Raw genomic sequence first — 21,547 nt, 5'->3', positions numbered from 1 at the left:
CCCGGCCGCGTGCCGCAGGAACCTCCAGTGCTAATACAGCCGGCCGTCCTGGGCAGCACACGTCAGGGGCCGCCGAGCGAACCACTACGAAATGGAACACCCATGACTTCCGCCAAGACCTTCCCGGCAGCGGCCCCGCCGAAATTCGCGTCGATCGGCTCCCCATACTTCGGCATCATGCTGGCCGTCATGGCCGTGGTGCTGATCCTCTCCAACATCGGAGCCTCCAAGGGCGTGGCGATCGGTCCGATCATCACCGACGGCGGGTTCTTCCTCTTCCCGCTGGCCTACATCCTCGGTGACGTCATCAGCGAGGTCTACGGCTTCAAGGTGGCCCGCAAAGCCATCGTCACCAGCTTCGCACTGTCCGTCTTCGCCTCCCTCAGCTACTGGATCATCATCGCGCTGCCCGGCTTCGACGACGAGTACGGCGCGGCCAAGCAGTCCGCGCTGGAAGGCGCCCTGGGCCCGGTCCCGCAGATCGTGCTGGCCTCGCTGCTAGCCTTCCTGGCCGGCCAGACGATCAACTCCTGGATCCTGGTGAAGATGAAGGCCCGGACCGGGGAAAAATCGCTGTGGGCCCGGATCATGGGCTCCTCCGTGGCGGGCGAATTTGTCGACACGCTGATCTTCTGCAGCATCGCCGCCTCGGTGATCGGTATTCCCGACGTCGCGACCTTCGTGAACTACGTCCTGGTGGGGTTCCTGTACAAGACCCTCGTGGAGTTCGCCTTCGTCCCGCTGACCACGCTCGCCATCGGCTGGGTCAAGAAGCGCGAACCGAGTTACGGCGCGGCCTAGCTCCGCCCGGGCGTCGCCGGGTCCTGCCGGCGGAGCGCCCCGGTCAGGCCCTGAGCGTCCCGTCGAGGAGGTCGCGGAGTTCGCGGAAGTGCCGTTCGGTGGCCTCCGAGTGGAACGCTGAGGTGTCCGCCATCGAGTAGCCGTGGGGCGCCCCGGCGTAGACCTCGTTGCTCGCCGCGAGCCCGGCCGCGTCCAGGGCCTCGCCCAGCCGGGCCACCGCGGCGGCGTCCATGCTCCGGTCATGATCGGCGTGGCCGAACACGAACCGGGCCTGGGAGGTGCCGAGGCCCAGATGGGGGCTGTCGGGCTCGTCCGTGGCCAGGCCGCCGCCGTGGAACCCGCCGCAGGCCGCCACCTCGTCCGGGTGGGCGGTGGCGGTGCGGACGGCCAGCCGTGCGCCCATGCAGTAGCCCGTGACACCGATGGGGCCCGGAGCGACGCCGTCGAGCCCGCGCAGCGCCTGAACCCAGGCATCGATGTCCGGCAGGGCTTTGTCCGTGGTGAGGCGTCCGACGCGCGGGAAGGCAGCTGCGCCCGCCGCCTCGCGGCCCTCCGGCGTCGTCATGTCGAGGGCCGGCGCCAGCTCGGCCGCCGTTCCTTCGCGGTAGAAGACGTTCGGGGCCAGGACGATGTAGCCCCAGTCGGCGATGCGCTGCGCCATGTCCTGGATCCGGGGGCGCAAGCCGAAAGCGTCCATGTAGAGGATGACGCCCGGGAACGGGCCTTCGCCGGTGGAGGGGCGGGCTACCAGAGCCTCGGCGGGGCCGGCTGCGGCGGGGATGTCGATAAACATCCGGCCAGCCTATCCGACGCCGTTTCCCCGGGCGCGGGAGGAGCGCCCGGGGCGCGGCCTAGGAGTAGTAGCGGGCCAGGGTCTCGGCCTTGAACTCGAAGAAGGTGCCGTTCTCGATGGCGAGGCGGGCGTCGTCGACCATCTTCACCACGAAACGCTCGTTGTGGATCGAGATCAGGGTGGCGGAAACCATTTCCTTGGCCTTGAACAGGTGGTGGATGTAGGCCCGGGAGTAGTTCAGGCAGGCGTAGCAGTCACAGCCTTCCTGCAGCGGCCCGAAGTCGCGCTTGTACATGGCGCCGGAGAGGTTGTACCGCCCGGTGGGGTGGTAGAAGGCGGAGTTGCGGGCCACCCGGGTGGGGGAGACGCAGTCGAAGGTGTCCGCGCCGTTCTCGATCGCGGTGAAGATGTCGTCCGGCTCGGAGATGCCCAGCAGGTGCCGGGGCTTGTCCTCCGGCAGCTCCTCGTTGCACCAGCGCACGATCGTGCCGAGGTTCTCCTTCTCCAGCGCGCCGCCGATGCCGAAGCCGTCAAAGTTCATCGCGCCAAGGTCCCGGCAGGCCTTGCGGCGCAGATCCTCGTACTGCGCCCCCTGGATCACGCCGAACAGCGCCTGGTACGGCTTGCCGACCCGCTCCTCCGTGAGCCGGAAGTGCTCGGTGATGCAGCGCTCGGCCCAGCGTCGGGTGCGTTCCAGGGACTCCTCCTGGTAGCCGCGCGAGTTCTGCAGCGTGGTCAGCTCATCGAAGGCGAACATGATGTCCGCGCCGATCTGGTGCTGGACGTTCATCGAGATCTCGGGGCTGAACCGGTGCCGGTCGCCGTTGAGGTGGCTCTTGAACCACACGCCTTCCTCGTCGACGTGGGCCAGGCGTTCCTTGCCGGGGGCGACGGCGTCGTCCGGACCGGAGGAGTCGACGGACTTCATGTCGATGACCTTCTTGAACCCGGAGCCCAGGCTCATGACCTGGAACCCGCCGGAGTCCGTGAACGTCGGCCCCCGCCAGTTCATGAACGCGCCCAGCCCGCCGGCCTCGTCCAGCACGTCCGCGCCCGGCTGCAGGTAGAGGTGGTAGGCGTTGGCGAGCACCGCCTGCGCGCCGAGTTCGGCGACAGACTCGGGCAGCACGGATTTAACCGTGGCCTTGGTGCCGACGGCGATGAAGGCCGGCGTCTTGATCTCGCCGTGCGGGGTAGTGATGGTGCCGGTGCGGCCCAGGAACTCGCCGCCGTTCTGCTGGACCTGCGCGGGTGACGGGGCGCAGGTTTCGCTCAGGCGCTTGCCCACCCGGAACGAAAACTCGGACTGGCGGGCGGCTGCGGCGGGCAACGGCGTGGACTCGGGGTTAGCTGGCACCGTTCAAGTGTGCCAGCTAACACCGCCCAGGCCTTAGTGCAGCGGGTCGGATGTGGGGTAGTTCTCAGCCCGCCAGTTCTCCCAGTAGGTGCGGATGGCCTCCAGTTGGTGGGCGCCGAGGTCGTAGGTCGAGACGATCACGAGCGAACCGCCCTGGGGCCGCAGCTCGGGAATGGCGGGCTGGTCGGCCACGATGACCAGGCCGTCACCGTGTTCGGCGTAGCTGTGGACGGTCAGGCCCACCTGGTGGTTGCTGCGGTACCAGACCTTCCCGGCGACCTCCTCGCCGGTCGCCAGGGTGAGCGCGTAGGGCTCCCCAGAGGGCGGCACGTCGGCCAGGCCCAGCTTCTCGATCGCGGAGCCATCGGTTCCGGGGACGGCGAAGAAGAAGGTGCGCCGCGTGCCGTGCGGGTGCCGCTCAAGGGCGAAACGGAGCTGGTGCAGAAAGGTCAGCCAGCCCTGGGTGATGTCCTCGTCCCAGGCCGCCCATTCGGAGTTGTGGTCGATTGCAGCGCGCGTCACGCTGACTTCGGTACCGGCGGGGACCGGTTTGAGCGTGAAGATGTCGCCGCCGTCGACGACGAGCGAGGTGTGGTCCGCGCTTTCGACGACGTTGGGGCTGAAGTAGATCGCGTTGATCTCGGCGGCCTGGTCGTCGGCCTCCCAGCCGTGCCACTGGGCCACTTTGGCGGGTTCACGCAGCATGGTCCAGACCTGCTGCGCGTCGGAGTTGATCACGACGCTGAGATTGTTCGTCATGGGGGTGAATGTACCGCTACCCGGCCCCGCCCGGGTAGGGTCCACCGGTGCGCGGCGGCGTCCCGGCGGCGCCCCGCGGCGGCGTCCCGGCGCCCCAGGCCCTGCCCCGGGCCCGGCCCGGGGTCAGCCGCGGACGGACTCGAGTTCGTTTCCGATCCGGCGTTCGAGCTCCGGCCCGTCGATGGTCTGCGAACCGCCGTGGGCGCGCAGGAACAGGAGCGCCTCCAGCCGCAGGAGCCGCCATTCGCGCTCCGCGTCCGCGTTGGAGTTGTCAATCGCCCGGAAGATTTCCTTGTCGTACAGGTTCGGCTCGTTCAGGGAGCGCTGGCGCACCTTGGCGTTGATCCTGGCCTTGAACGGGTCGGTCTCCATGCTGTCCGGGGCGCGCAGGAACTTCTCGTAGACGGCGGCGCGGTCCGCCTCGCCGCGCTGCCGGCAGATGTAGCTGGCCAGCGCGAGGGAGGACTGCACGGAAGCCCAGCGGCCGCGGTTCCCGTCGAAGGGCAGCACGTTGAGCAAGTCCGCGACGGCCAGCGCGTTGTCGGCGTCCTGGAGCACGACAAACAGCTCGTGGGCCAGGTCGCTGAGGTCCTTGAGGCAGCTGCCGGACTTGGTGTTGATGCCTTTGGCGAGCCGGTCGCAGAGCAGCTGCACGCCCTGCGCGTCGGGGTGCGCACCGGCCGCGGCCTCGACAACCGACTCAGGGGTCCCCTCGGCGGCCGGGATCAGGGCCAGGTCGGCTTCGCTGGGTCCGCTTACCGCGGGCGGGACCACGGGAGCCGGAGGGACGACGACGGCGGGAGCCGCCGCGCTGTCGGCCGCGGCGGCGGGCCGGACAAGCTGGAGTTCGGGGCCGTTGTCCGGGCCGGGGGCTCCGGCAGCGTCACCGGCGTGACCGGCGGCTGGGCCGTCCGGGGAGGAACCGGCGTCGGCCTCAGAGGCCTGTCCGGGCGCCGGGTCCGGGCTGTCGTCCGAATGGTCCTGGACCAGGACCACGGAGCCGGCCGCGATCCGCAGCACCCCGCCGCCGGTGAGGGTGGCCCGAATGAGCGCGGGGGAGCCGAAGTCGTCGTCGTCAACGTCCACGCGCTGGATTTCGGCCGTGCGCGTGGCATCAGGCAGGAGCAGCAGATCCCCGGTCCGCAGAGATCCCGCCTGCCGTTCGCTGTAGTTCAGGGAGGCTGTGGGGTGGGTCATCTGGAGTCCTTAAATTCTCTTTCGGTCCGCCCACCAGTCTACAAAGGCGGGCGTGCGAAGTCGGGGACGCCGGGGTTCCTCCGGGCGCCCCCGGCGTCCCGTGCGGGCCGGCGGCGCTGCCGCCGGGCCCTAGTGGCCGACGCCGGCGAAGGCCAGGGCCTGGCGGATCAGGGCGCCCCGGCCGCCGCTGAACTCCAGCTGCACGCCGGAGCTCAGCACCTCGTCCGGGGTCATCCACGTCAGTTCCAGCGCATCCTGCCGCGGGGAGCATTCGCCGGTGACCGGGATGATGTACGCGAGGGCGACGGCGTGCTGCCGGTCATCGGTGAAACCGGTGTGGGACGGGGAGGGGAAGTATTCGGCCACGGTAAACGGGACCGGGCTGATCGGCAGTTGCGGAAACGCCAGCGGGCCCAGGTCCTTTTCCATGTGGCGCAGCAGGGCCGCCCGGATGGTCTCGCGGTAGAGCACCCGGCCGGACACCAGGGAGCGGACCATGGTGCCGTCCTCGTCGGCCTGCAGCAGGGTGCCGACCTCGTTCACGAACCCCAGTGGGTCCAGCCGGACCGGCACCGCCTCGACGTAGACCATCGGCAGCCGGCCGCGGGCTTCGAAGAGATCCTCATCGGAAAGCCAGCCGGGATTGGGGTCGGGAGTGCGCACGTTCATGCTTAAGTTCTACCCCATCCCGGTTCGGCGGGCGTGGTTGCGGCCCGCCGGGCCCGCCGGTGTCCAGGCCCAGGCGTCAGGCCCAGGCGACGACGACGCGGGCAGCCTGCGCGGGCACCGCCAAGTCCAGCCCGGTGAGGTCCTGGAAGCGGCCGATCCGGTTGAGGATGGTGTTGCGGTGGCAGAACAGCCGCTCGGCCGTGGCGGTGATGCTCCCGGTCTGGAGGAAGTGCCGGACCGTCTCCTCCAGCCGCTCGCGTTCCCCGCTGCGGCACGCCGCCAGGGCCGCGTCCAGGTGGGCCAGCAGGTCCAGTCCGGCGTCGGTCAGCTGCTGCTTGGCCAGCCGCATCCACGCCTCGTGGGCGGAGAGCGGCCCGGTGTCCGTGCCCTGCAGCAGGGAGGCGAGGGTCTCAGCCGTGCGGGCCGCCGCCGGCAGGGCGCGCAGTCCGGCGGCCTCCGGGACGTAGCCGCAGGCCACGCCAGCGAGGGCGGCCGGAACCGCCGGCCGGCTCCCGGGGCGCTGCTGCGGCAGCGGCCAGAAAACGTACGTGTTTCCGCCGAATTCGTGGACGAAGAAGCGGCTCCGCTGCTGCGGCCCGGATCCCGGGGCTGCGGCCCTGCGCAGGGCGGCCGCCGCGGGGCCGCTGGCGGCCACGAGGCCAAAGCGCGCGGCCGGATCAATCCCGAGTGCCGCTGCGACCTGGTTGACCGTGTCCGCGGACGGGCTGGTCTGATTGAAGAGGCGGGCGATGAACTCGCCGCGGATGCTGGACTCCTCCTGCGCCATCCGCACCCGCTCGGTCAGGTAGCTGGTGTGCGTGCGGGTGGCGAACTCGTCCACGACCCGCCAGACCCGGTCCACCCGCGAGGCCAGCAGGGCGGCATCCCCGGCGTCGGCGATCTGGAGCAGGCACTCCCAGATGATGCTGAAGTCCAGCCGCACCGCGGAGATTAAGGCTTCCGGTGGGATGCCGGCCCGGGCCCGTTTGGCCCCGAGCCCCGCGGCGAAGTCCAGCAGCGACTCCATCTCCGGTTCCGCCCCGGCTTCGTCGCCGGGCCGAAGGTGCTGCTTCCTGCTGCGCAGGCCCTCGACCAGCCGGCTGAAGGTCTCGCGGGCGGTTTCCGCCAAGTCGCCAGGGCCGAGCTGGGTGTCGGCGTATTCCGGGATCTCGCGGACCCTTGCCGCGAAGACCTCGGCCAGGGAGTCGATCCGGCCGTGGAGCAGCTCAACGAGTTCGGCCCAGCGGCGGGAGTCGCCCGGGGAATGGAAACTGTGCATTCACACATTCTAGGCGCGGATTTTCGTGGTGCACTGCTAGTTTTTTGGGCGAATCGTGCTGGCAGAATGGAGCACAAGAAACCGCGTGAGCGTAGTCACATCGCCGCCACAGCATCCGCAGGCACTCCGGCGGCAACGACAGCGGCTGTTCACGCAGCAACTCACGCAGCATCACCGCACCGGCGCACTCCGCAGTCCCGCACTGCCGGATGGCCGGCCGTCCCGGTCCCTTCCGCCTCATTGGAGAAACCATGGCAAGCAACGCCACAACGCAGCTGAACCAGCAGCCGCCCCGCATCGTCGACGAGAGCGTGACCAAAAAGGTCGCGCTCGCTGCCCTGGTGGGCACCGCCCTGGAATGGTACGACTTCTTCCTCTTCACCACCGCGGCCGCCCTGGTGTTCAACACCCAGTACTTCGTCTCGCAGGACCCCTTCGTCGCGGCCATGAGTTCCTTCGCCACCCTTGCCGTCGGCTTCGTGGCCCGGCCCATCGGCGGCTTCATCTTCGGCGCCCTCGGTGACAAGATCGGCCGCAAGAAGATCCTCATGGTCACGATCGTCGGAATCGGCGTCGTCACCGGCCTGATCGGCGTGCTGCCGAACTACATGAGCATCGGCGCCGCCGCCCCCGCCATCCTGGTGGCCCTGCGCATCCTCCAGGGCCTCGCCGTCGGCGGGGAGTGGAGCGGCGCGGTGATCATCGCCGTCGAGAATGCCCCGGTGGCCAAGCGCGCCCGGTACGCCGCGCTTCCGCAGATCGGGTCGCCGATCGGCACCATCCTGTCCTCGGGCGGCTTCTTCGGCATGCTCGCACTGGTCGGCCAGAGCAACTTCGACGCCTGGGGCTGGCGCATTCCCTTCGTGGCGGCCCTGCCGCTGCTGGCCGTTTCGCTCTGGATCCGCAGCAAGCTCAGCGAATCCCCGGAGTTCGAGGCGCTGATGGAGGCCGGCGAAACCGAGCACGCCCCCATCCGCGGGGTGCTGACCAAGAGCTGGCGCCAGATCCTGGTGGGCATGTGCTCGGCGCTGCTCGGCATTGGCGGTTTCTACCTCATCACCAGCTTCGTAGTCTTCTATGGCACCAAGATCCTGAAGATGCCCTCCGAGATCCTGCTGGCCGGTTCGCTGCTCGCGGCCGTGTTCGAAATCTTCGTCCTGATCTGGGCCGGCCGGATGGGCGAGAAGTACGGCGCCAGCAAGGTCATCCTGTGGGGCGGCGTGGCGTCCGCCGTCGTCGCGATCCCCGTCTTCCTGGCCATCAACACCGCCAACCCGGTGCTCGTGATCGCCGCCATGATCCTCGGCGTGGCCACCCTGTCGGTGCCGTACGCGGTCTCCGGCACGGCCCTCACCGCACTGTTCGCCACCAAAGTCCGTTACACCGGCGTGGCCATCACCTCCAACAGTGCCGGGGTCATCTCCGGCTTCATCCCGCTATTCGCGACCGCGCTGGTCGCCGCGGCCGGCAACTCGTTCTGGCCCGGGGCCTTCATCCTCCTGGTGGTCTCCGCGCTGACCGCGCTCTCCGGGCTGCTGCTGCCGTCCCTGAGCATTGCGGAAGAAGGAATGAAGCATTGAGCACCACCGCCGGGCATCTGATCGTCGAGCAGCTGGAACGGGCCGGCATCAGGCGGGTCTACGGGGTGCCCGGTGAAAGCTTCCTCGACGTCCTGGACGGGCTCCACGGTTCGCCGATCGAGACGGTCGTCACCCGCCACGAGGGCGGCGCCGGGTTCATGGCCGTGGCCGAGGGACGGCTGACCGACCTGCCCGGCGTGGCCATGGTCACGCGCGGGCCGGGGGCCGCCAACGCCTTCATCGCCGTCCACACCGCGCACCAGGACGCCACGCCGATGCTCCTCTTCGTGGGGCTCATCCCGGTGGCCGACCGGGGACGGGAGTCGTTCCAGGAGTTCGACATCAACGCCTGGTTCGGCAGCACGGCCAAGAAGGTCGTGACGCTCGACGACGCCGGCTCCGCCGCCCGGGTGGTGGACGACGCCATCTTCACGGCCCTCAGCGGACGGCCGGGACCCGTCGTCATCGGACTGCCAGAGGACGTACTGGTCCGCAGCGTGGACGCCGGCACCGTCGAGCCGCGCCGGGTGGCCCGGACCCGGCCGGCCGACGCCGGGCTCGCCGAGCTGGAGGAACGGCTGGCCTCCGCCGCCAGGCCCCTGCTCGTCGTCGGCGGCGAAGGCTGGGACCAGGCGGCATCGGACGCCCTGGCTGGCTGGGCCGAGCGCCACGGCGTCCCCGTGCTGGCCGACTTCCGCGCCTACGACGCGGTCCCGCACGGCAGCGGCAGCTACGCGGGCTACCTCGGCTACGCGAGGAGCGACGCCAACGCCCGGCGGCTGGATGAGGCGGACCTCCTGGTCTTCGTCGGCTGCGTGCGCTCCGATGTCCTGTCCGACGGCTACACCCGCGGGCTGGAGGCGGTCACCGTCGTGGTCAACCCCGACGCCGACCTCAAGGGCCACTTCGGCCGGCTGGACCAGCACCTGCCGGTCCACGTCGCTGCCTTCGCGGACGCCATCTCCGGCACGACGTCGGCCGCGCGGCCGGCGGCGGGCTGGCTGGAGGGCGCCCGGGCCGATTACGAAAAGTTCTCCACCGCGCAGCCGGACGCGGCCGGCGACCCGGGCTACGTTGACCTCGGCGTGGTGATGGAGATCCTGAAACAGGAGCTGGACGACGACGCCGTCATCACCTACGGCGCCGGCAACCACTCGCTGTGGCCGGCCCGGTACCTCCGGCACAACGCGGCCAACTCGCTCGCGGCGCCCCGCAACGGCGCCATGGGCATGGGGATTCCCGCCGCCGTGGCGGCGTCGCTGGCCTACCCCGGCCGCCAGGTGGTCTCCGTTGCCGGCGACGGCTGCTTCCTCATGAACGGGCAGGAGATCGCCACCGCGATGGGCCACGGCGCCCGCTTCATCGCGCTCGTGGTCGACAACGGAATCTTCGCGACGATCCGCGAACACCAGGAGCAGCACTACCCGGGACGGCCATCCGGCACGCACATGACCAACCCGGACTTCGCCGCCCTGGCGCGCTCCTACGGCGGCTACGGCGAGCGGGTGGAGTCAACGGCGGACTTCGCCGCCGCGTTCCGCCGCGCCGCGGCCTCGGGGCTGCCGGCCGTGCTGCACCTGCCCCAGGACCCCGCCGTCCGCGCCCCCAAGACCGCAAGCAACTGACTGGAGCGAGAGTGCTTACGCTGAAGAACGTCATCAACGGCCGCCCCGACGACGGCGGGACCGGCGCCACCCTGCCGTTCCACGATCCGCGTACCGGCGGGCAGCTGGGGGTCGCCCCGGATAGCGACGCCGCCACAGTGGACCGGGCGTTCACCGCGGCGCAGGCAGCATTCCGCAGCTACAAGCGCACCACGCCGGCCGAGCGGCAGGCCATGCTCCTGGCGCTGGCGGACCTGGTCGAAGCGAACGCGGACCGGCTGCTGGAGGCCGAGGTCGCGTGCACCGGCAAGCCGGCGGCCATCACCCGCAGCCTGGAGATCCTGCGCGGCGCGGACCAACTGCGCTTCTTCGCCGGCGCCTGCCGCGTGGTCTCCGGGACGGCCCAGACCGAATACGTGGCCGGATTCTCGTCCACCGTGCGGCGCGAGCCGCTGGGGGTCGTCGCCCAGATCACCCCGTGGAACTACCCCTTCATGATGGCGGTCTGGAAGCTCGGCCCGGCCCTCGCCGCCGGGAACACGGTGGTCCTCAAACCGGCGGACACCACGCCGTGGTCCTCGGTGATCCTGGCCGAACTGGCCCAGCAGGTCTACCCGGCCGGCGTCGTCAACGTCGTCTGCGGCGGGCGGAACACCGGAGCCGCCATGGTGGACCACCCCGTGCCCGAGCTCGTCTCGATCACCGGGTCCACCCGGGCCGGCGCCCAGGTGATGACGGCAGCCGCCGCCACGCTGAAGGACGTCCACCTGGAACTGGGCGGCAAGGCCCCCGCGATCGTCTTCGCCGACGTCGACATCCCGCAAACCGCCCGGGAGATCGCGCTCGGTGCCTTCTTCAACGCCGGGCAGGACTGCACCGCCGTCACCCGCGTCCTGGTCCACGAAACCATCCACGCCGAGTTCGCGCAGGCGCTCGCCGACGCGGCGTCGGCCCTGGTCACCGGCGGGGAGGACGCGGACCTCGGCCCGCTCAACAGCGCCGCCCAGCTGGACCGGGTGGAGGGCTTCATGGCCCGGCTGCCCGCGAACGCCCGCATATTGACCGGCGGCAAGCGCACCGGGACCGGGTTCCACTTCGCCCCGACGGTGATCGACGGCGTCGTCCAGTCCGATGAGGTCGTCGCCGAGGAAATCTTCGGCCCGGTCGTCACCGTGCAGCCGTTCGCAGACGAAGCGGAGGCCCTGGAGCTCGCCAACGGCACGAAGTACGCCCTGGCCTCCAGCGTCTGGTCCAACAACCACGGCACCGTGACCCGGGTGGCGAACGAACTCGACTTCGGCTCGGTCTGGATCAACTGCCACCAGGTGATCCCCGCCGAGGCGCCGCACGGCGGCTTCAAGCATTCGGGCACCGGCAAGGACCTCTCCGTTTTCGGGCTCGAGGACTACACCCGGATCAAGTCCGTCACCACCTCCCACCGCTGAGAATGACGCAAGGTATGCCATGAAACTCGATCTGCTGCTGACCAACGCCGACATCATCACCATGGACCCGCGGCGGCCCTCGGCCACGCGGCTGGGGATCTGGCAGGGACGCGTCGTCGGGCTGGATGAGGAGGTGGCGGACCTGGCCGCGGCCGAAGTCCTTGACCTCGGCGGCGCCACCGTGACCCCCGGTTTCATCGACGCCCACTGCCACACCACCTGGTTCGGGCTGGGCCTGGGCGAACTGGACGTCTCCGGCGCGCGCGGACTCAACCAGCTGTACGCGCTGCTGGAGGCGGGCATGGCGGCAGACGGTACCGCGGCAGACGGTACGGCGGCCCCGGCCGCGGTACCGGGCTGGCTGCTCGCCACCGGTTTCAGCCAGCAGCAGCACGGCGGGGCGTTCCCCGACATCGCCGTCCTGGACAGGATCACGGGCGACCGCCCGTTGTTCATGCGCCACAACTCCGGCCACATGGCCGTGGTCAACACCGCCGCGCTCCGGCTGGCCGGCGCGGACCAGGCATCGTTCGCGGATCCCGACGGCGGCGTCATCGTCCGCGACGACGCCGGCCGCCCCACGGGACTGGTGCAGGAAACCGCCCAGCAGCTCATCCAGCAGCTGATCCTGCCCTACTCCACCGAGGCGATCGAAGCGGCGCTGGACCGCGCCACCCGGTACTACGCGGCGGAGGGCATCACCAGCTTCACCGAGGCGGGGATCGGCGGCGGCTGGATCGGCCACAGCCCGGTGGAACTGGCTGCCTACCAGCGGGCGGCGTCCGCCGGCCGGCTGCACGCACGCGCCCAGCTGATGCCCGTCCTGGACGTCCTGCACCCGCTCGACGGGAAGCACCCGGGCGGCGCAGCCCATGCGGGCCTGGACCTGGGCATGGCCAGCGGCTTCGGCGACGACCTCCTGTCGCTGGGGCCGGCGAAAGTGTTCCTGGACGGCTCGCTGCTGGGGGAAACCGCCGCAGTCAGCCACGAGTACTGCAGCCACGGCGGAACGGACAACACCGGGAACACCGGCTACTTCCAAGCCGACCCGGCGGTCCTCCGGGACAACATCGAGGCCGCCTACGCCGCGGGCTGGTCCATCGCCGCTCACGCCATCGGAGACCGGGCCGTGGACCTGGCCCTGGACATCATCACCGACTGTGCGCGCCGGTTCGGGCCGCGCGCCGTGCCGAACCGGATTGAACACGCCTCCATGACCCGGCCGGACCAGCTCGGCCGGCTGGCTGCCGCGGGAATCGCCGTCACCCCGCAGGCCAGCTTCTTCCACGAGGGCGGCGACGGCATGACCGCCTCCCTGGGACCGGAACGCACCGGGTGGGCCTACCGGGCCTCCTCCTTCCTGAGCGCCGGGGTAATCCTGGCCGGAAGTTCGGACCGGCCGGTGGCGGACGGCAACGTCCTGCGCGGCATGCAGGCCTTCGTGGACCGGCGGACCTCCTCCGGCGCCCTGTTCGGCAACGCCGCCGAACGACTGACCCCGCGGCAGGCGCTCGCGGCGTACACCACCGGTGCGGCCGCGGCCACCGGCGCCGCGCAGGCCAAGGGCTCACTGGAACCGGGGAAACTCGCCGATTTCACCGTCCTGTCCGGCTCGCCGCTGACCGCGGAACGGATCGACGCGCTGGAAGTCCTGGCCACCGCCGTCGGCGGCCGCTTCACCCACCAGGCGCTGCCGGACCGCCCCGCAGGCACCGCCGCAGCCCTGCACCACTAGTCCCGCCGCCACGCCCGGCCCTTGTTCACTTCATCCCGTCCACCAGCACCAGGGGAACCCATGACCGCCAGCACTTTCAGCCCCGAAGACGCCGCCTTCCTCCGCGACTTCGCCACCATGAGCCGGTTCGGCGCCACCCCCAACGGCGGGGTCGACCGGCAGGCCGCCACCGCCGCCGACGGGGAGCAGCGGCGCTGGCTCACCGGATTGCTGGAATCCCGCGGGTTCAGCGTCCGGTTCGACCGGGCCGGCAACCAGTGGGGCCTGTACGAGGCCGTCCCCGGGGCGCCGTTTGTGGTGGTCGGTTCGCACATGGACTCGCAGCCGACGGCGGGAAGGTACGACGGCGCCTACGGCGTCCTCGCGGCGGCGCACGCCGCATTCCGGCTGGTTGAGGCATGGTCCGGCGGCCAGCGGGCCCGCGCGGCCGGCGGACCCAGGTTCAATATCGCCGTGGTCAACTGGTTCAACGAGGAAGGCTCGCGGTTCAAACCGTCCATGATGGGCTCGTCGGTCTACACCGGCAAGCTGGCCCTGGAGACGGCGCTGGAAACCACGGACGCCGCCGGGATCCGCGTGCGCGACGCCCTCGACGCGATCGGCGGACGCGGCGACTACGACGGCCCGGAAGCGGCCTGTTGCGCCGAAATCCACATCGAGCAGGGCCGCAGCATGGAACGCGACGGCGTCACGATCGGGCTGGTCAACTCAAACTGGGCGGCCAACAAGTACGAGTTCGTGGTGCTCGGCGAACAGGCCCACACCGGCTCCACGGTGATCGCCGACCGCAGGGATGCCCTGCTCGGTGCCTCGATGATGGTGGTTGCGGCCCGGGAACTCGCTGACCGGTTCCCAGGCGTCCTGCACACCTCCGTGGGACAGCTGACCGTCTACCCTAATTCGCCCGTCGTCGTGCCCTCCCGGGTGAACCTGCTGCTGGACCTGCGCAGCGCGGACGAAGCGGTCCTGGCCGAAGCCGACGCCCTGCTGCACCGGCGGATCGGCGAGATCGAGCAGCTGGCCAACGTCTCAGTCGAGCGCCACCACGGGCACTCCTGGCCGGTGACCCCCTACCAGCCCGAGGGAGTGGAGCTCGCGGCCAAGGTCGCCGCCGACCTCGGCCTGTCCAGCCGCGAGGTGATGACCCTGGCGGGCCACGACTCGACCAACATGAAGGACCTGGTCCCTACCGTCATGCTGTTCGTTCCCAGCGTGGACGGCATCTCCCACAACGAACACGAATTCACCCGGGACGAGGACACCGTGGCCGGGGTGGCGATGCTGACCGAGGTCCTCGGCCGGCTGTGCGAGGGAGCCCTGGCCGAGGGCGCCTAGGACGTCTCCGGCGCCGCCGAGATCCAGAGGGCGTGCGCGTGGGCGGCGCCTCCGTCCGCGTCGGGATTGGCGACGTGCAGCAGCGGAACGGCGGCGTCCTCCACGGCGGCCACCTCGTGGCCGGCCTCGGCGAGCCGGGTGCGGAGCGCCTCGAGGTCCCCGGCGTATTCGAAGGCCAGCCCGGCGCTGCCGGCCCCCGTTCCGGACCCGACCATCAGCACACCGCCGTTCTTGGCGGTAAACGTCTCGCTCTCGCCGGGGTCCGTGCCGGGCGCTCCCGGGGCTCCCGGCACCCGGGGGCGTGCGCCGATGTCGCGCAGCGTCCGGGTGGCGGCGGTCGGGTCCGCGGCGAACCAGATTCCGACGACGGCGAGGTCCGGCTCCGCTTCCGGGGACCCGGCCCAGCTGCCGTCCGGGGCGCGGACGGCAGGGTCGGCGAAGAACGCGAACCCGTCGGGGGCCGTCACCCGGCAGGACGAGCCGTGGTCGGCCTCGATGACCTCCGCCGTGGTGCCGCCGTCGCCGGCCGCCTCGGTGGTGCGCCGGGCGAATTCGGCAAGGTCGCCCACTTCCACCCCAAAGGAGGTGGAGCCGTCCTCCGCCGACCCCGCCTCGGCGAAGTGCAGCGCAAGCCGGCCGCCGCCGGCGTCGAACTCCCGCCAGGTGGCCTCGTCGACGGTCTTGACCAGGCCCAGGTCGATCAGCAGGCGCTCCCACTGGTCGAGCCGTGAGGTGAAGTGGATGGGTCGCACGCGCAGCATGGCAATCTCCCTGGCGGATCGGGGCTGGGAGCACAATGGTGCCATGGCTGCCGAACTAAGGGAACTGCTGCTCCGCGACGCCGCCGAATGGCGGGCCTGGCTGGAGCGGCACCACGCCGAGAGTCCCGGCGTGTGGCTGGTGCTGCACAAGAAGGGCGGCTCCGTCACGGAATTGGACTACGAGGCCGCCCTCCAGGAGGCGCTGTGCTTTGGCTGGATCGACGGCCAGGGCAGGCGCCGGGACGCGGAAACCTCCTTCCAGCGGATGACCCCGCGCAGCCGCCGGAGCGCGTGGTCCGCGCGGAACGTGGAGCGGGTCGGCCGGCTCGAAGCCGCCGGCAGGATGGCCCCGGCAGGCCGGGCCGCCGTCGAGAGCGCCCGGGCGGACGGCCGCTGGGAGGCGGCCTACGCCGGACAGGGAACGGCTGACGTGCCGGAGGACCTGGCCGCGGCCATCGCGGCCGAGCCGCGGGCGCAGGCGATGTTCGAGGTGCTGACCTCGGTGAACCGGTACGCGCTGATCTACCGGACCAACTCCGCCAAACAGGCCGCCACCCGGCAGCGCAGAATCGAGGGCTTCGTGGAGATGCTGGCCCGCAACGAGACCCCGCATCCGCAAAAGCGGCGGCCGGAGACGGGCGGACAGTAAGCTCCCAGCACCCGTCCGGGCAACCCGCAGCCGGTCATGGCAAAGTAGATGGATGCCTTCCCCAGAACGCGGACAGCCCCGCAGCGCAGACCCCACCCCGCGATCCCAGCGCCGGCTGTTCTTCGCCGCCGCGGGACTGCTGGTGGCCGGCGACGCCGTTTTCTGGCTGATGCTCGCCGCCGTCCAGACGGACTCGGGACTGGCGCTGCTGGACGGCGCCGTCCACAACGCGCTCGTGGCGGGCCGGTCGCCGCTGGCCACAGGCGTGCTGGCCGCGGTCAGCACCGTGACCTCCCCGGGCGCGATGGCGGCCATTGGCACGGCCGTGGCGCTGGTCTGGGCGGTCCGGGCCCGGGAGCTGTGGCGGCCCGGGCTGCTGCTCGGGGCGATGGCGGCCACCTTCGCGGCCTCCACCTTCATCAAGCACCAGATCGGGCGCGGCCGGCCCTCCGCCGCGGACTTCCTGATGGGGCCGGACGACGCCCTGTCCTTCCCGTCCGGCCATACCTTCGGAACCGGCGTCTTCCTGCTGGTGCTCGTCTACCTCCTGCTGGGCCGCAGCGGCCCGGGCCGGCGCTCGACGGCGGTGCTCGCCTTTACCGGCGCCGCGCTGGGGACGCTGCTGGTGGCGTTCAGCCGGCTCTACCTTGGCTATCACTGGCTCACCGACGTCGTGGCGTCGCTCGGGCTGGCGGTGGCCGTGACCGGCCTCGCCATCCTGGTCGACGGCCTCCGCGCCGCCCGCCGGGACCCCGCCGGCGAGGCCGTCCCTGCCGTCACGGTCACACCGGAGGCCGCTGCCGGGACCGCGGCCGCCACCCCGGAGGTCCTGCCCGGAACCACGGAGGCCGCGGCTCCCTCCCGCCGGCTGCCCTAGCTGTACTGCCCGTAGGCCGCGGCGCCTAGACCGCGGCGCTTAGACCGCGGCGCTTAGACCGCGGCGCTTAGACCGCGGCGCCCAGGGCCTGGGCCAGCACCACCGCGGACGCCGAGGACCACGCCTGCGGGTGGCACGAAGCCGGATACGGCACCGCCTGGCCGGACTCCGCGGCGCTGACACCGGCGAAGAGTTCCGGCAGCCGGTTCCCGAAGGCGCCGGCCGCCGCCAGCAGGCCGCCGGCGAGGACCTGCGCCTCGGCGGTGAATCCCTCGCCCAACAGGCCCCTGACGGCGATCGCGGTGTCATGGCTCCAGACCGACCCGCAGTGGTAGCTGAACGGCCAGAAGCCCGCCGCCCGCCGGGACAGCGTGTGCAGCCCGTACCCGGAGAAGAGTTCCGGGCTCAGCAGCCGGTCCGCCACCAGCCGTGCCTCGTCGGGATCCAGCAGTCCGGTGCCCAGCAGGTGTCCCATGTTCGACCCGGGGATGTCCAGCGCCTCGCCGTGGCCGTCGAGGGCCATCGCGGGGAACCGTCCGCCGTCGTCCTCCACCCAGAACCGTTCGCGGAACCGCTGCCGCAGCGCCGCCGCGAAGTCGCGCAGTTCCGCGGCCCCGGGTTCGCCGTAGGCGTCGAAAAGGTCCGCGGTCGCCACGGCCGCCTGGTAGGCGTAGCCCTGCACCTCCGCGAGGGCGATCGGCCCGTCGGCCTGCCGCCCGTCCCGGAACTGCATCGCATCGCGGGAGTCCTTCCAGCCCTGGTTGCTCAGGCCGTGCCCGGAAGTGTCCAGGTAGCTGAGGAACCCGCGGTTGGCCGTGTTGTCCGTGGCGGCGCCGGCCGCCAGCAGCCACTGCGCCGCGCGGGCGGCGTTGGGCAGCAGCGACCGGACCGCGGCGTCCTCGGCGCCGGTCCGGCCCAGTTCGGCGAGCAGGCACAGCCAGAGCGGGGTGGAGTCCACCGCGCCGAAGTACACCGGGGGAAGCCGCAGGGACTGGCTTTCGAGGACGAGTTCCTTGGCGCGCAGTTCATGGAGGATCTTGCCCGGCTCCTCGGCCGCGGCGGGGTCGGTCCCGGTGCCCTGGTAGGCGGCCAGGGCCCGGAGGGTGCCGGCGGCCAGCCCGGTATCGACCGGCAGCAGCAGCCGTGCCGCCCAGAGCGAGTCCCGGCCGAAGAGGGTGAAGTACCAGGGGGCGCCGGCGGCCAGGAACGGCGCGTCGGGTGCCGTGCGGGTCGCCAGCCGGAGCCCGTCGAGCTCGTCGAGCGCGTTGTCCAGGAGCAGGCCCAGAGCGCCCTCGGGGCGGCGCTGCACCCGGGCCGTGGTCGACGGCGGGGCGGCCACCACGGCGTCGCCGTCGTCGGACAGCACCGCCTGCCACTCCGCCGTCAAGGGTGCCCCGCGGCCGGCGGTGCCGCGCCAGGTGAGCCGTTCGCCCGGGCCGACCCGGCCGGGCGCGGCCACGGTCAGGGTCTTCCCGTCCTCGGCCCAGCGCAGGGAGGAGTCATCCGCTGCCGACGGCGGCAGCGGGTCCCGGAACCGGCCCAGCCGGATCGCGGCCATGTCGGTGAAGTCCGCAGCGAGCCGCACCTCGATCTCCGCGTCCAGCGCCTCCAGCGAGGTGCTCAGCCGCAGGGCCACGCGGACGGCGCCGGGCGTCACGGTCCAGGTCTGCAGGAGTTCGACGGCGGGGTCTTCGGTGGGGCCCTCGATGCCGCGGACCAGGCCGCGGACGCGGAGCACGCCGCCGGGGGAGGCCTCCACGGTGGCCGGCTCCGGTGCGAAGCCGTTGACGGTCACCTCGGCGCGGCACAGCATCCGGGTGTCCCCGTGCAGCAGTCCGGTGAACCAGCCGGTCTGCCCTCCGTCGTCCCCGCCGCCATCCCCGCCGCCCAGGCGGCCGTCGGCGTCCAGCCAGACCTGGGTGGGGGCTGCCACGGAGCAGTGCTGTCGGTGAAGCGCAGGCTGAACAGTCATGCGCCCACCCTATGCCGGAGGGCGGGGCCGGACCTAGCCTGCGGGCGGGGCTCAGTCCTCGGTGGTGTCCTCCATCGGGAAGGCCACGGCTTCCCCGACCACCCGGAGGCAGAGTTGCATGCCGGGCCGGGCGATGGAGGCGTTCCAGTGCCGGATGGTGATGATTTCCCCGCCGCCGGGGTAGCGGTGGTCGGCGACGGCGCCCTGGGCCAGCACCGGCGGCACGGAGAGCTTGAGCCGCACCGTGGTTTCCGGGCCGAAGTAGTCGGTGTCCACCACGGTGCCGCGGATCGGGCCGTCCTCGGCGATCCGGATCTGTTCGGGCCGGAGCATGAGCTGGACCCGTCCCTGTGCCGGCGGACGCCGGACCGGGATGCCGCCCAGCGAGCAGGTGGCCAGGGAACCCTCCATCCAGGCGTCCAGGATGACGGCGTCGCCCAGAAACTCGGCGGTGGCCCGGTCCGCCGGCCGGGTGTAGACCACGAACGGGTTGCCGATCTGGGCGAGTTTGCCGCCGCGCATCACCGCGACCTGGTCCGCGAAGGAGAGCGCCTCCGCCTGGTCGTGGGTGACCAGGATGGTGGTGACGCCGGCGTCCTGCAGCACCTTGCCGACGGCGCGGCGGGTGGCGACGCGCAGGCCGGCGTCGAGGGCGGAAAACGGCTCATCGAGCAGCATCAGCTCGGGCTCCCGGGCCAGCGCGCGGGCCAGGGCAACGCGCTGCTGCTGGCCGCCGGAGAGCTGGTGCGGCCGGCGTCGGGCCATCGCCGGGTCCAGGGCGACCATTTCCAGCAACTCGGCGACCCGGGACTTGACGGCCCGGTGGCCGCCGGGGAGCTTCCCGGCGTCGAGCCCGAAGGAGATGTTCTGGCCCACGTTCAGGTGCGGGAACAGCGCACCGTCCTGGGCGACGTAACCGACGTGGCGCTTGTGCGCCGGAACCCAGACGCCGTCGCCGGCCACCGGGCTGCCGTTGAGCGAGATGGTTCCGGTGTCGGGGTGTTCGAACCCGGCGATCAGCCGCAGCAGCGTGGTCTTGCCGGACCCCGATGGTCCCACGATCGCCGTCGTTCCGCCCTTGGCCACGGCAAGGTTGACGCCCTTGAGGACGGCCTGGGACCCGAAGTTCTTGGTCACGGCCTGGACGTCCAGGTGGCTGTTGGTGCTGGGCGCCACGGACGGTGCGATCCGGGGCTCCGGAAGCCGGGAGGGGTTTTGTTCGGTCACTGTCCCGCTGCTTTCTTGGACTGCTGGAAGAGGAGGTAGGTCATCGGCGCCGAGATCAGGATCATCAGCAGCGCGTAGGGGGCCGCTCCGGCGTAGTCGATTTCGCTGCTCTTGCTCCAGAACTCGGTGGCCAGGGTGCGGGTGCCGTTGGGGGAGAGCAGCAGGGTGGCGGTGAGTTCGTTGACGATGCCGAGGAAGACCAGCGCCGCACCGCCCGCCGCGGCCGGGGCCGTGAGGCGCAGGGTGACCCGCAGGAACGCCAGCAGCGGCGGCTTGCCGAGGGCCTGCGCCGCCTCGTCAAGCTCCTTGGGCGCCTGGGCGAGACCGGAGCGGAGGTTGACCAGGGCCCGCGGCAGGAACAGCAGCACGTACGCGGCGAGCAGCACGGCCGTGGTCTGGTAGAGGTCCGGGGCCATCCGGATGCTCACCGTGACGAACGCGAGGCCGACGACGATTCCGGGCATGGAGCTGGTGACATAGTTCGACAGTTCCAGGGCCTTGCTGAACCAGCCCGGGTGCCGCACGGCGAGGTAGGCCATGGGGAAGGCGACGACGACGGTGGCCGCGGCGCCGCCCAGGCCGTAGCCGAGGGTCTGCAGCAGCGCCGGCGCGAACTCGTCGGCGGCCCAGATCTCCGGTCCGCCGGCGAAGATCCAGCGCAGCACGAAGGTCAGCGGGAGCCCGAAGGCCAGCGCGGTGAGGGCCAGCAGGGCCAGCTGTGCCGGCACCTGGTAGACGTGGAGCGGCAGGCGCAGCGCGCGGGCCTGGGCGCCGGAGCCGACGCGGGCGTAGCGCGCGGTGCCGCGGCCGCGGACCTCCACCAGGAGCAGGATCAGGCAGAAGAACACCAGCACGCTGGCGAGCATGTTCCCGGCCGTTCCGTTGAAGGTCGACTGATACTGGACCATGATCGCGGTGGTGAAGGTGTCGAAGCGGATCATCGCGAAGGCCCCGTATTCGGCCAGCAGGTGCAGCGAGACCAGCAGCGCGCCGCCGGTCATGGCGATCCGGAGCTGGGGCAGCACCACGCGGAAGAAGGCCCGCCACGCGCCGAGGCCCAGAGAGGCGGCGGACTGCTCGATCGCGGGGTCCAGCCGGCTGAGCGTCGCGGCGGCGGGAATGTAGACCAGGGGGAAGTAGGAGAGCGTGGCGATCAGGACGCCGGACCAGAGCCCGCCGAGCGAGGGCACCGCGGAGACCCAGGCGTAGCTGTTGACGAACGCGGGAATGGCCAGCGGGGCCGCGAGCAGCACGGCCCAGACCTTGTGGCCCTTGAGGCTGGTGCGTTCCACCAGCCAGGCGCCGCCGACGCCGAGGACGACGCACAACGGCACGGTGACAAGCATCAGCAGCACGGTGTTCAGCAGCAGCTCGCCCACCCGGGAGCGGAAGATCAGGGCGACGGCGGTGTCCCAGCCGGTGGCGACGGTCATGAAGACCACGTAGCCGAGCGGGATCAGCGAAAAGAGCGCGATCAGGACGGCCAGGACGCCCACTGCGGAAACGC

The 21,547-nt window shown here is 71.3% G+C and carries 18 protein-coding genes; 8 read left to right on the top strand and 10 right to left on the bottom strand.

Annotation, left to right across the window (positions count from 1 at the left end; translation table 11 throughout):
- Window positions 1-102 precede the first annotated feature (102 nt).
- Complete coding sequence (locus tag ACTWLI_RS03960; RefSeq protein WP_445155382.1) at window positions 103-801, top strand: queuosine precursor transporter; 699 nt, start codon at window positions 103-105, stop codon at window positions 799-801.
- Window positions 802-844: 43 nt separating this feature from the next.
- Here ACTWLI_RS03960 and ACTWLI_RS03955 read toward each other — a convergent pair whose 3' ends face one another.
- The 6 genes from ACTWLI_RS03955 to ACTWLI_RS03930 form a co-directional block, all read right to left on the bottom strand.
- Complete coding sequence (locus tag ACTWLI_RS03955) at window positions 845-1,594, bottom strand: dienelactone hydrolase family protein (RefSeq protein ID WP_445155381.1); 750 nt, start codon at window positions 1,592-1,594, stop codon at window positions 845-847.
- Window positions 1,595-1,652: 58 nt separating this feature from the next.
- Window positions 1,653-2,951, bottom strand: coding sequence for a tRNA guanosine(34) transglycosylase Tgt (gene tgt / locus ACTWLI_RS03950; RefSeq protein WP_445155380.1), 1,299 nt, complete (start codon window positions 2,949-2,951; stop codon window positions 1,653-1,655).
- 33 nt (window positions 2,952-2,984) lie between these two features.
- A complete protein-coding gene (locus ACTWLI_RS03945; RefSeq protein WP_445155379.1) occupies window positions 2,985-3,710 on the bottom strand; it encodes an SRPBCC domain-containing protein in 726 nt (241 codons plus the stop codon).
- Window positions 3,711-3,833: 123 nt separating this feature from the next.
- Entirely contained in the window at window positions 3,834-4,907 is a 1,074-nt protein-coding gene (locus ACTWLI_RS03940; RefSeq protein WP_445155378.1) for a DUF6707 family protein, read from the bottom strand.
- A gap of 129 nt (window positions 4,908-5,036) precedes the next feature.
- Window positions 5,037-5,576 carry an NUDIX hydrolase family protein gene (locus ACTWLI_RS03935; RefSeq protein WP_445155377.1) on the bottom strand — a complete coding sequence of 180 codons (540 nt, stop codon included), beginning with the start codon at window positions 5,574-5,576 and terminating at the stop codon, window positions 5,037-5,039.
- 76 nt (window positions 5,577-5,652) lie between these two features.
- Window positions 5,653-6,855, bottom strand: a complete 1,203-nt coding sequence (locus ACTWLI_RS03930; RefSeq protein ID WP_445155376.1) for a PucR family transcriptional regulator — start codon at window positions 6,853-6,855, stop codon at window positions 5,653-5,655.
- Window positions 6,856-7,106: 251 nt separating this feature from the next.
- On the opposite strand from ACTWLI_RS03930, the gene ACTWLI_RS03925 reads away from it, so the two are divergent.
- The 5 genes from ACTWLI_RS03925 to ACTWLI_RS03905 are packed head-to-tail and all read left to right on the top strand — an operon-like array spanning window position 7,107 to window position 14,554.
- Window positions 7,107-8,435: an MFS transporter gene (locus tag ACTWLI_RS03925; RefSeq protein ID WP_445155375.1), complete on the top strand. Its 1,329-nt coding sequence runs from the start codon at window positions 7,107-7,109 to the stop codon at window positions 8,433-8,435.
- A complete protein-coding gene (locus ACTWLI_RS03920; protein WP_445155374.1) occupies window positions 8,432-10,060 on the top strand; it encodes a thiamine pyrophosphate-dependent enzyme in 1,629 nt (542 codons plus the stop codon). The genes ACTWLI_RS03925 and ACTWLI_RS03920 overlap by 4 nt, the downstream gene beginning before the upstream one ends.
- Before the next feature lie 11 nt (window positions 10,061-10,071).
- Window positions 10,072-11,484 carry a gamma-aminobutyraldehyde dehydrogenase gene (locus ACTWLI_RS03915; protein ID WP_445155373.1) on the top strand — a complete coding sequence of 471 codons (1,413 nt, stop codon included), beginning with the start codon at window positions 10,072-10,074 and terminating at the stop codon, window positions 11,482-11,484.
- 19 nt (window positions 11,485-11,503) lie between these two features.
- Window positions 11,504-13,219 carry an amidohydrolase gene (locus tag ACTWLI_RS03910; RefSeq protein WP_445155372.1) on the top strand — a complete coding sequence of 572 codons (1,716 nt, stop codon included), beginning with the start codon at window positions 11,504-11,506 and terminating at the stop codon, window positions 13,217-13,219.
- A 60-nt stretch (window positions 13,220-13,279) separates the two neighbouring features.
- Window positions 13,280-14,554 carry a M20 family metallo-hydrolase gene (locus ACTWLI_RS03905; protein WP_445155371.1) on the top strand — a complete coding sequence of 425 codons (1,275 nt, stop codon included), beginning with the start codon at window positions 13,280-13,282 and terminating at the stop codon, window positions 14,552-14,554.
- Here ACTWLI_RS03905 and ACTWLI_RS03900 read toward each other — a convergent pair.
- Window positions 14,551-15,315, bottom strand: a complete 765-nt coding sequence (locus tag ACTWLI_RS03900; protein WP_445155370.1) for a VOC family protein — start codon at window positions 15,313-15,315, stop codon at window positions 14,551-14,553. The genes ACTWLI_RS03905 and ACTWLI_RS03900 overlap by 4 nt on opposite strands.
- Window positions 15,316-15,358: 43 nt before the next feature.
- Here ACTWLI_RS03900 and ACTWLI_RS03895 point away from each other — a divergent pair, with 43 nt between their 5' ends.
- Together ACTWLI_RS03895 and ACTWLI_RS03890 are read left to right on the top strand one after the other, a co-directional pair.
- Window positions 15,359-15,964: a YdeI/OmpD-associated family protein gene (locus ACTWLI_RS03895; protein ID WP_445155369.1), complete on the top strand. Its 606-nt coding sequence runs from the start codon at window positions 15,359-15,361 to the stop codon at window positions 15,962-15,964.
- 52 nt (window positions 15,965-16,016) lie between these two features.
- Window positions 16,017-16,841 (top strand): phosphatase PAP2 family protein, encoded by an 825-nt coding sequence (locus ACTWLI_RS03890; protein ID WP_445155368.1) that lies wholly within the window; start codon window positions 16,017-16,019, stop codon window positions 16,839-16,841.
- A gap of 67 nt (window positions 16,842-16,908) precedes the next feature.
- On the opposite strand, the gene ACTWLI_RS03885 is transcribed toward ACTWLI_RS03890, so the two are convergent.
- Genes ACTWLI_RS03885 through ACTWLI_RS03875 form a run of 3 tightly spaced genes read right to left on the bottom strand, consistent with a single transcriptional unit; the run spans window position 16,909 to window position 21,536 of the window.
- Window positions 16,909-18,813, bottom strand: a complete 1,905-nt coding sequence (locus tag ACTWLI_RS03885) for a glycogen debranching N-terminal domain-containing protein (RefSeq protein ID WP_445155367.1) — start codon at window positions 18,811-18,813, stop codon at window positions 16,909-16,911.
- A gap of 51 nt (window positions 18,814-18,864) precedes the next feature.
- Entirely contained in the window at window positions 18,865-20,040 is a 1,176-nt protein-coding gene (locus ACTWLI_RS03880) for an ABC transporter ATP-binding protein (RefSeq protein ID WP_445155366.1), read from the bottom strand.
- Window positions 20,037-21,536, bottom strand: coding sequence for an ABC transporter permease (locus tag ACTWLI_RS03875; RefSeq protein ID WP_445156114.1), 1,500 nt, complete (start codon window positions 21,534-21,536; stop codon window positions 20,037-20,039). The genes ACTWLI_RS03880 and ACTWLI_RS03875 overlap by 4 nt, the downstream gene beginning before the upstream one ends.
- Between the last annotated feature and the right edge of the window lie 11 nt (window positions 21,537-21,547).

The organism is Arthrobacter sp. Hor0625, from assembly GCF_052567525.1.
Note: the sequence above shows the minus strand (reverse complement) of the source record. Positions and strands in the feature narration are given on the sequence as shown.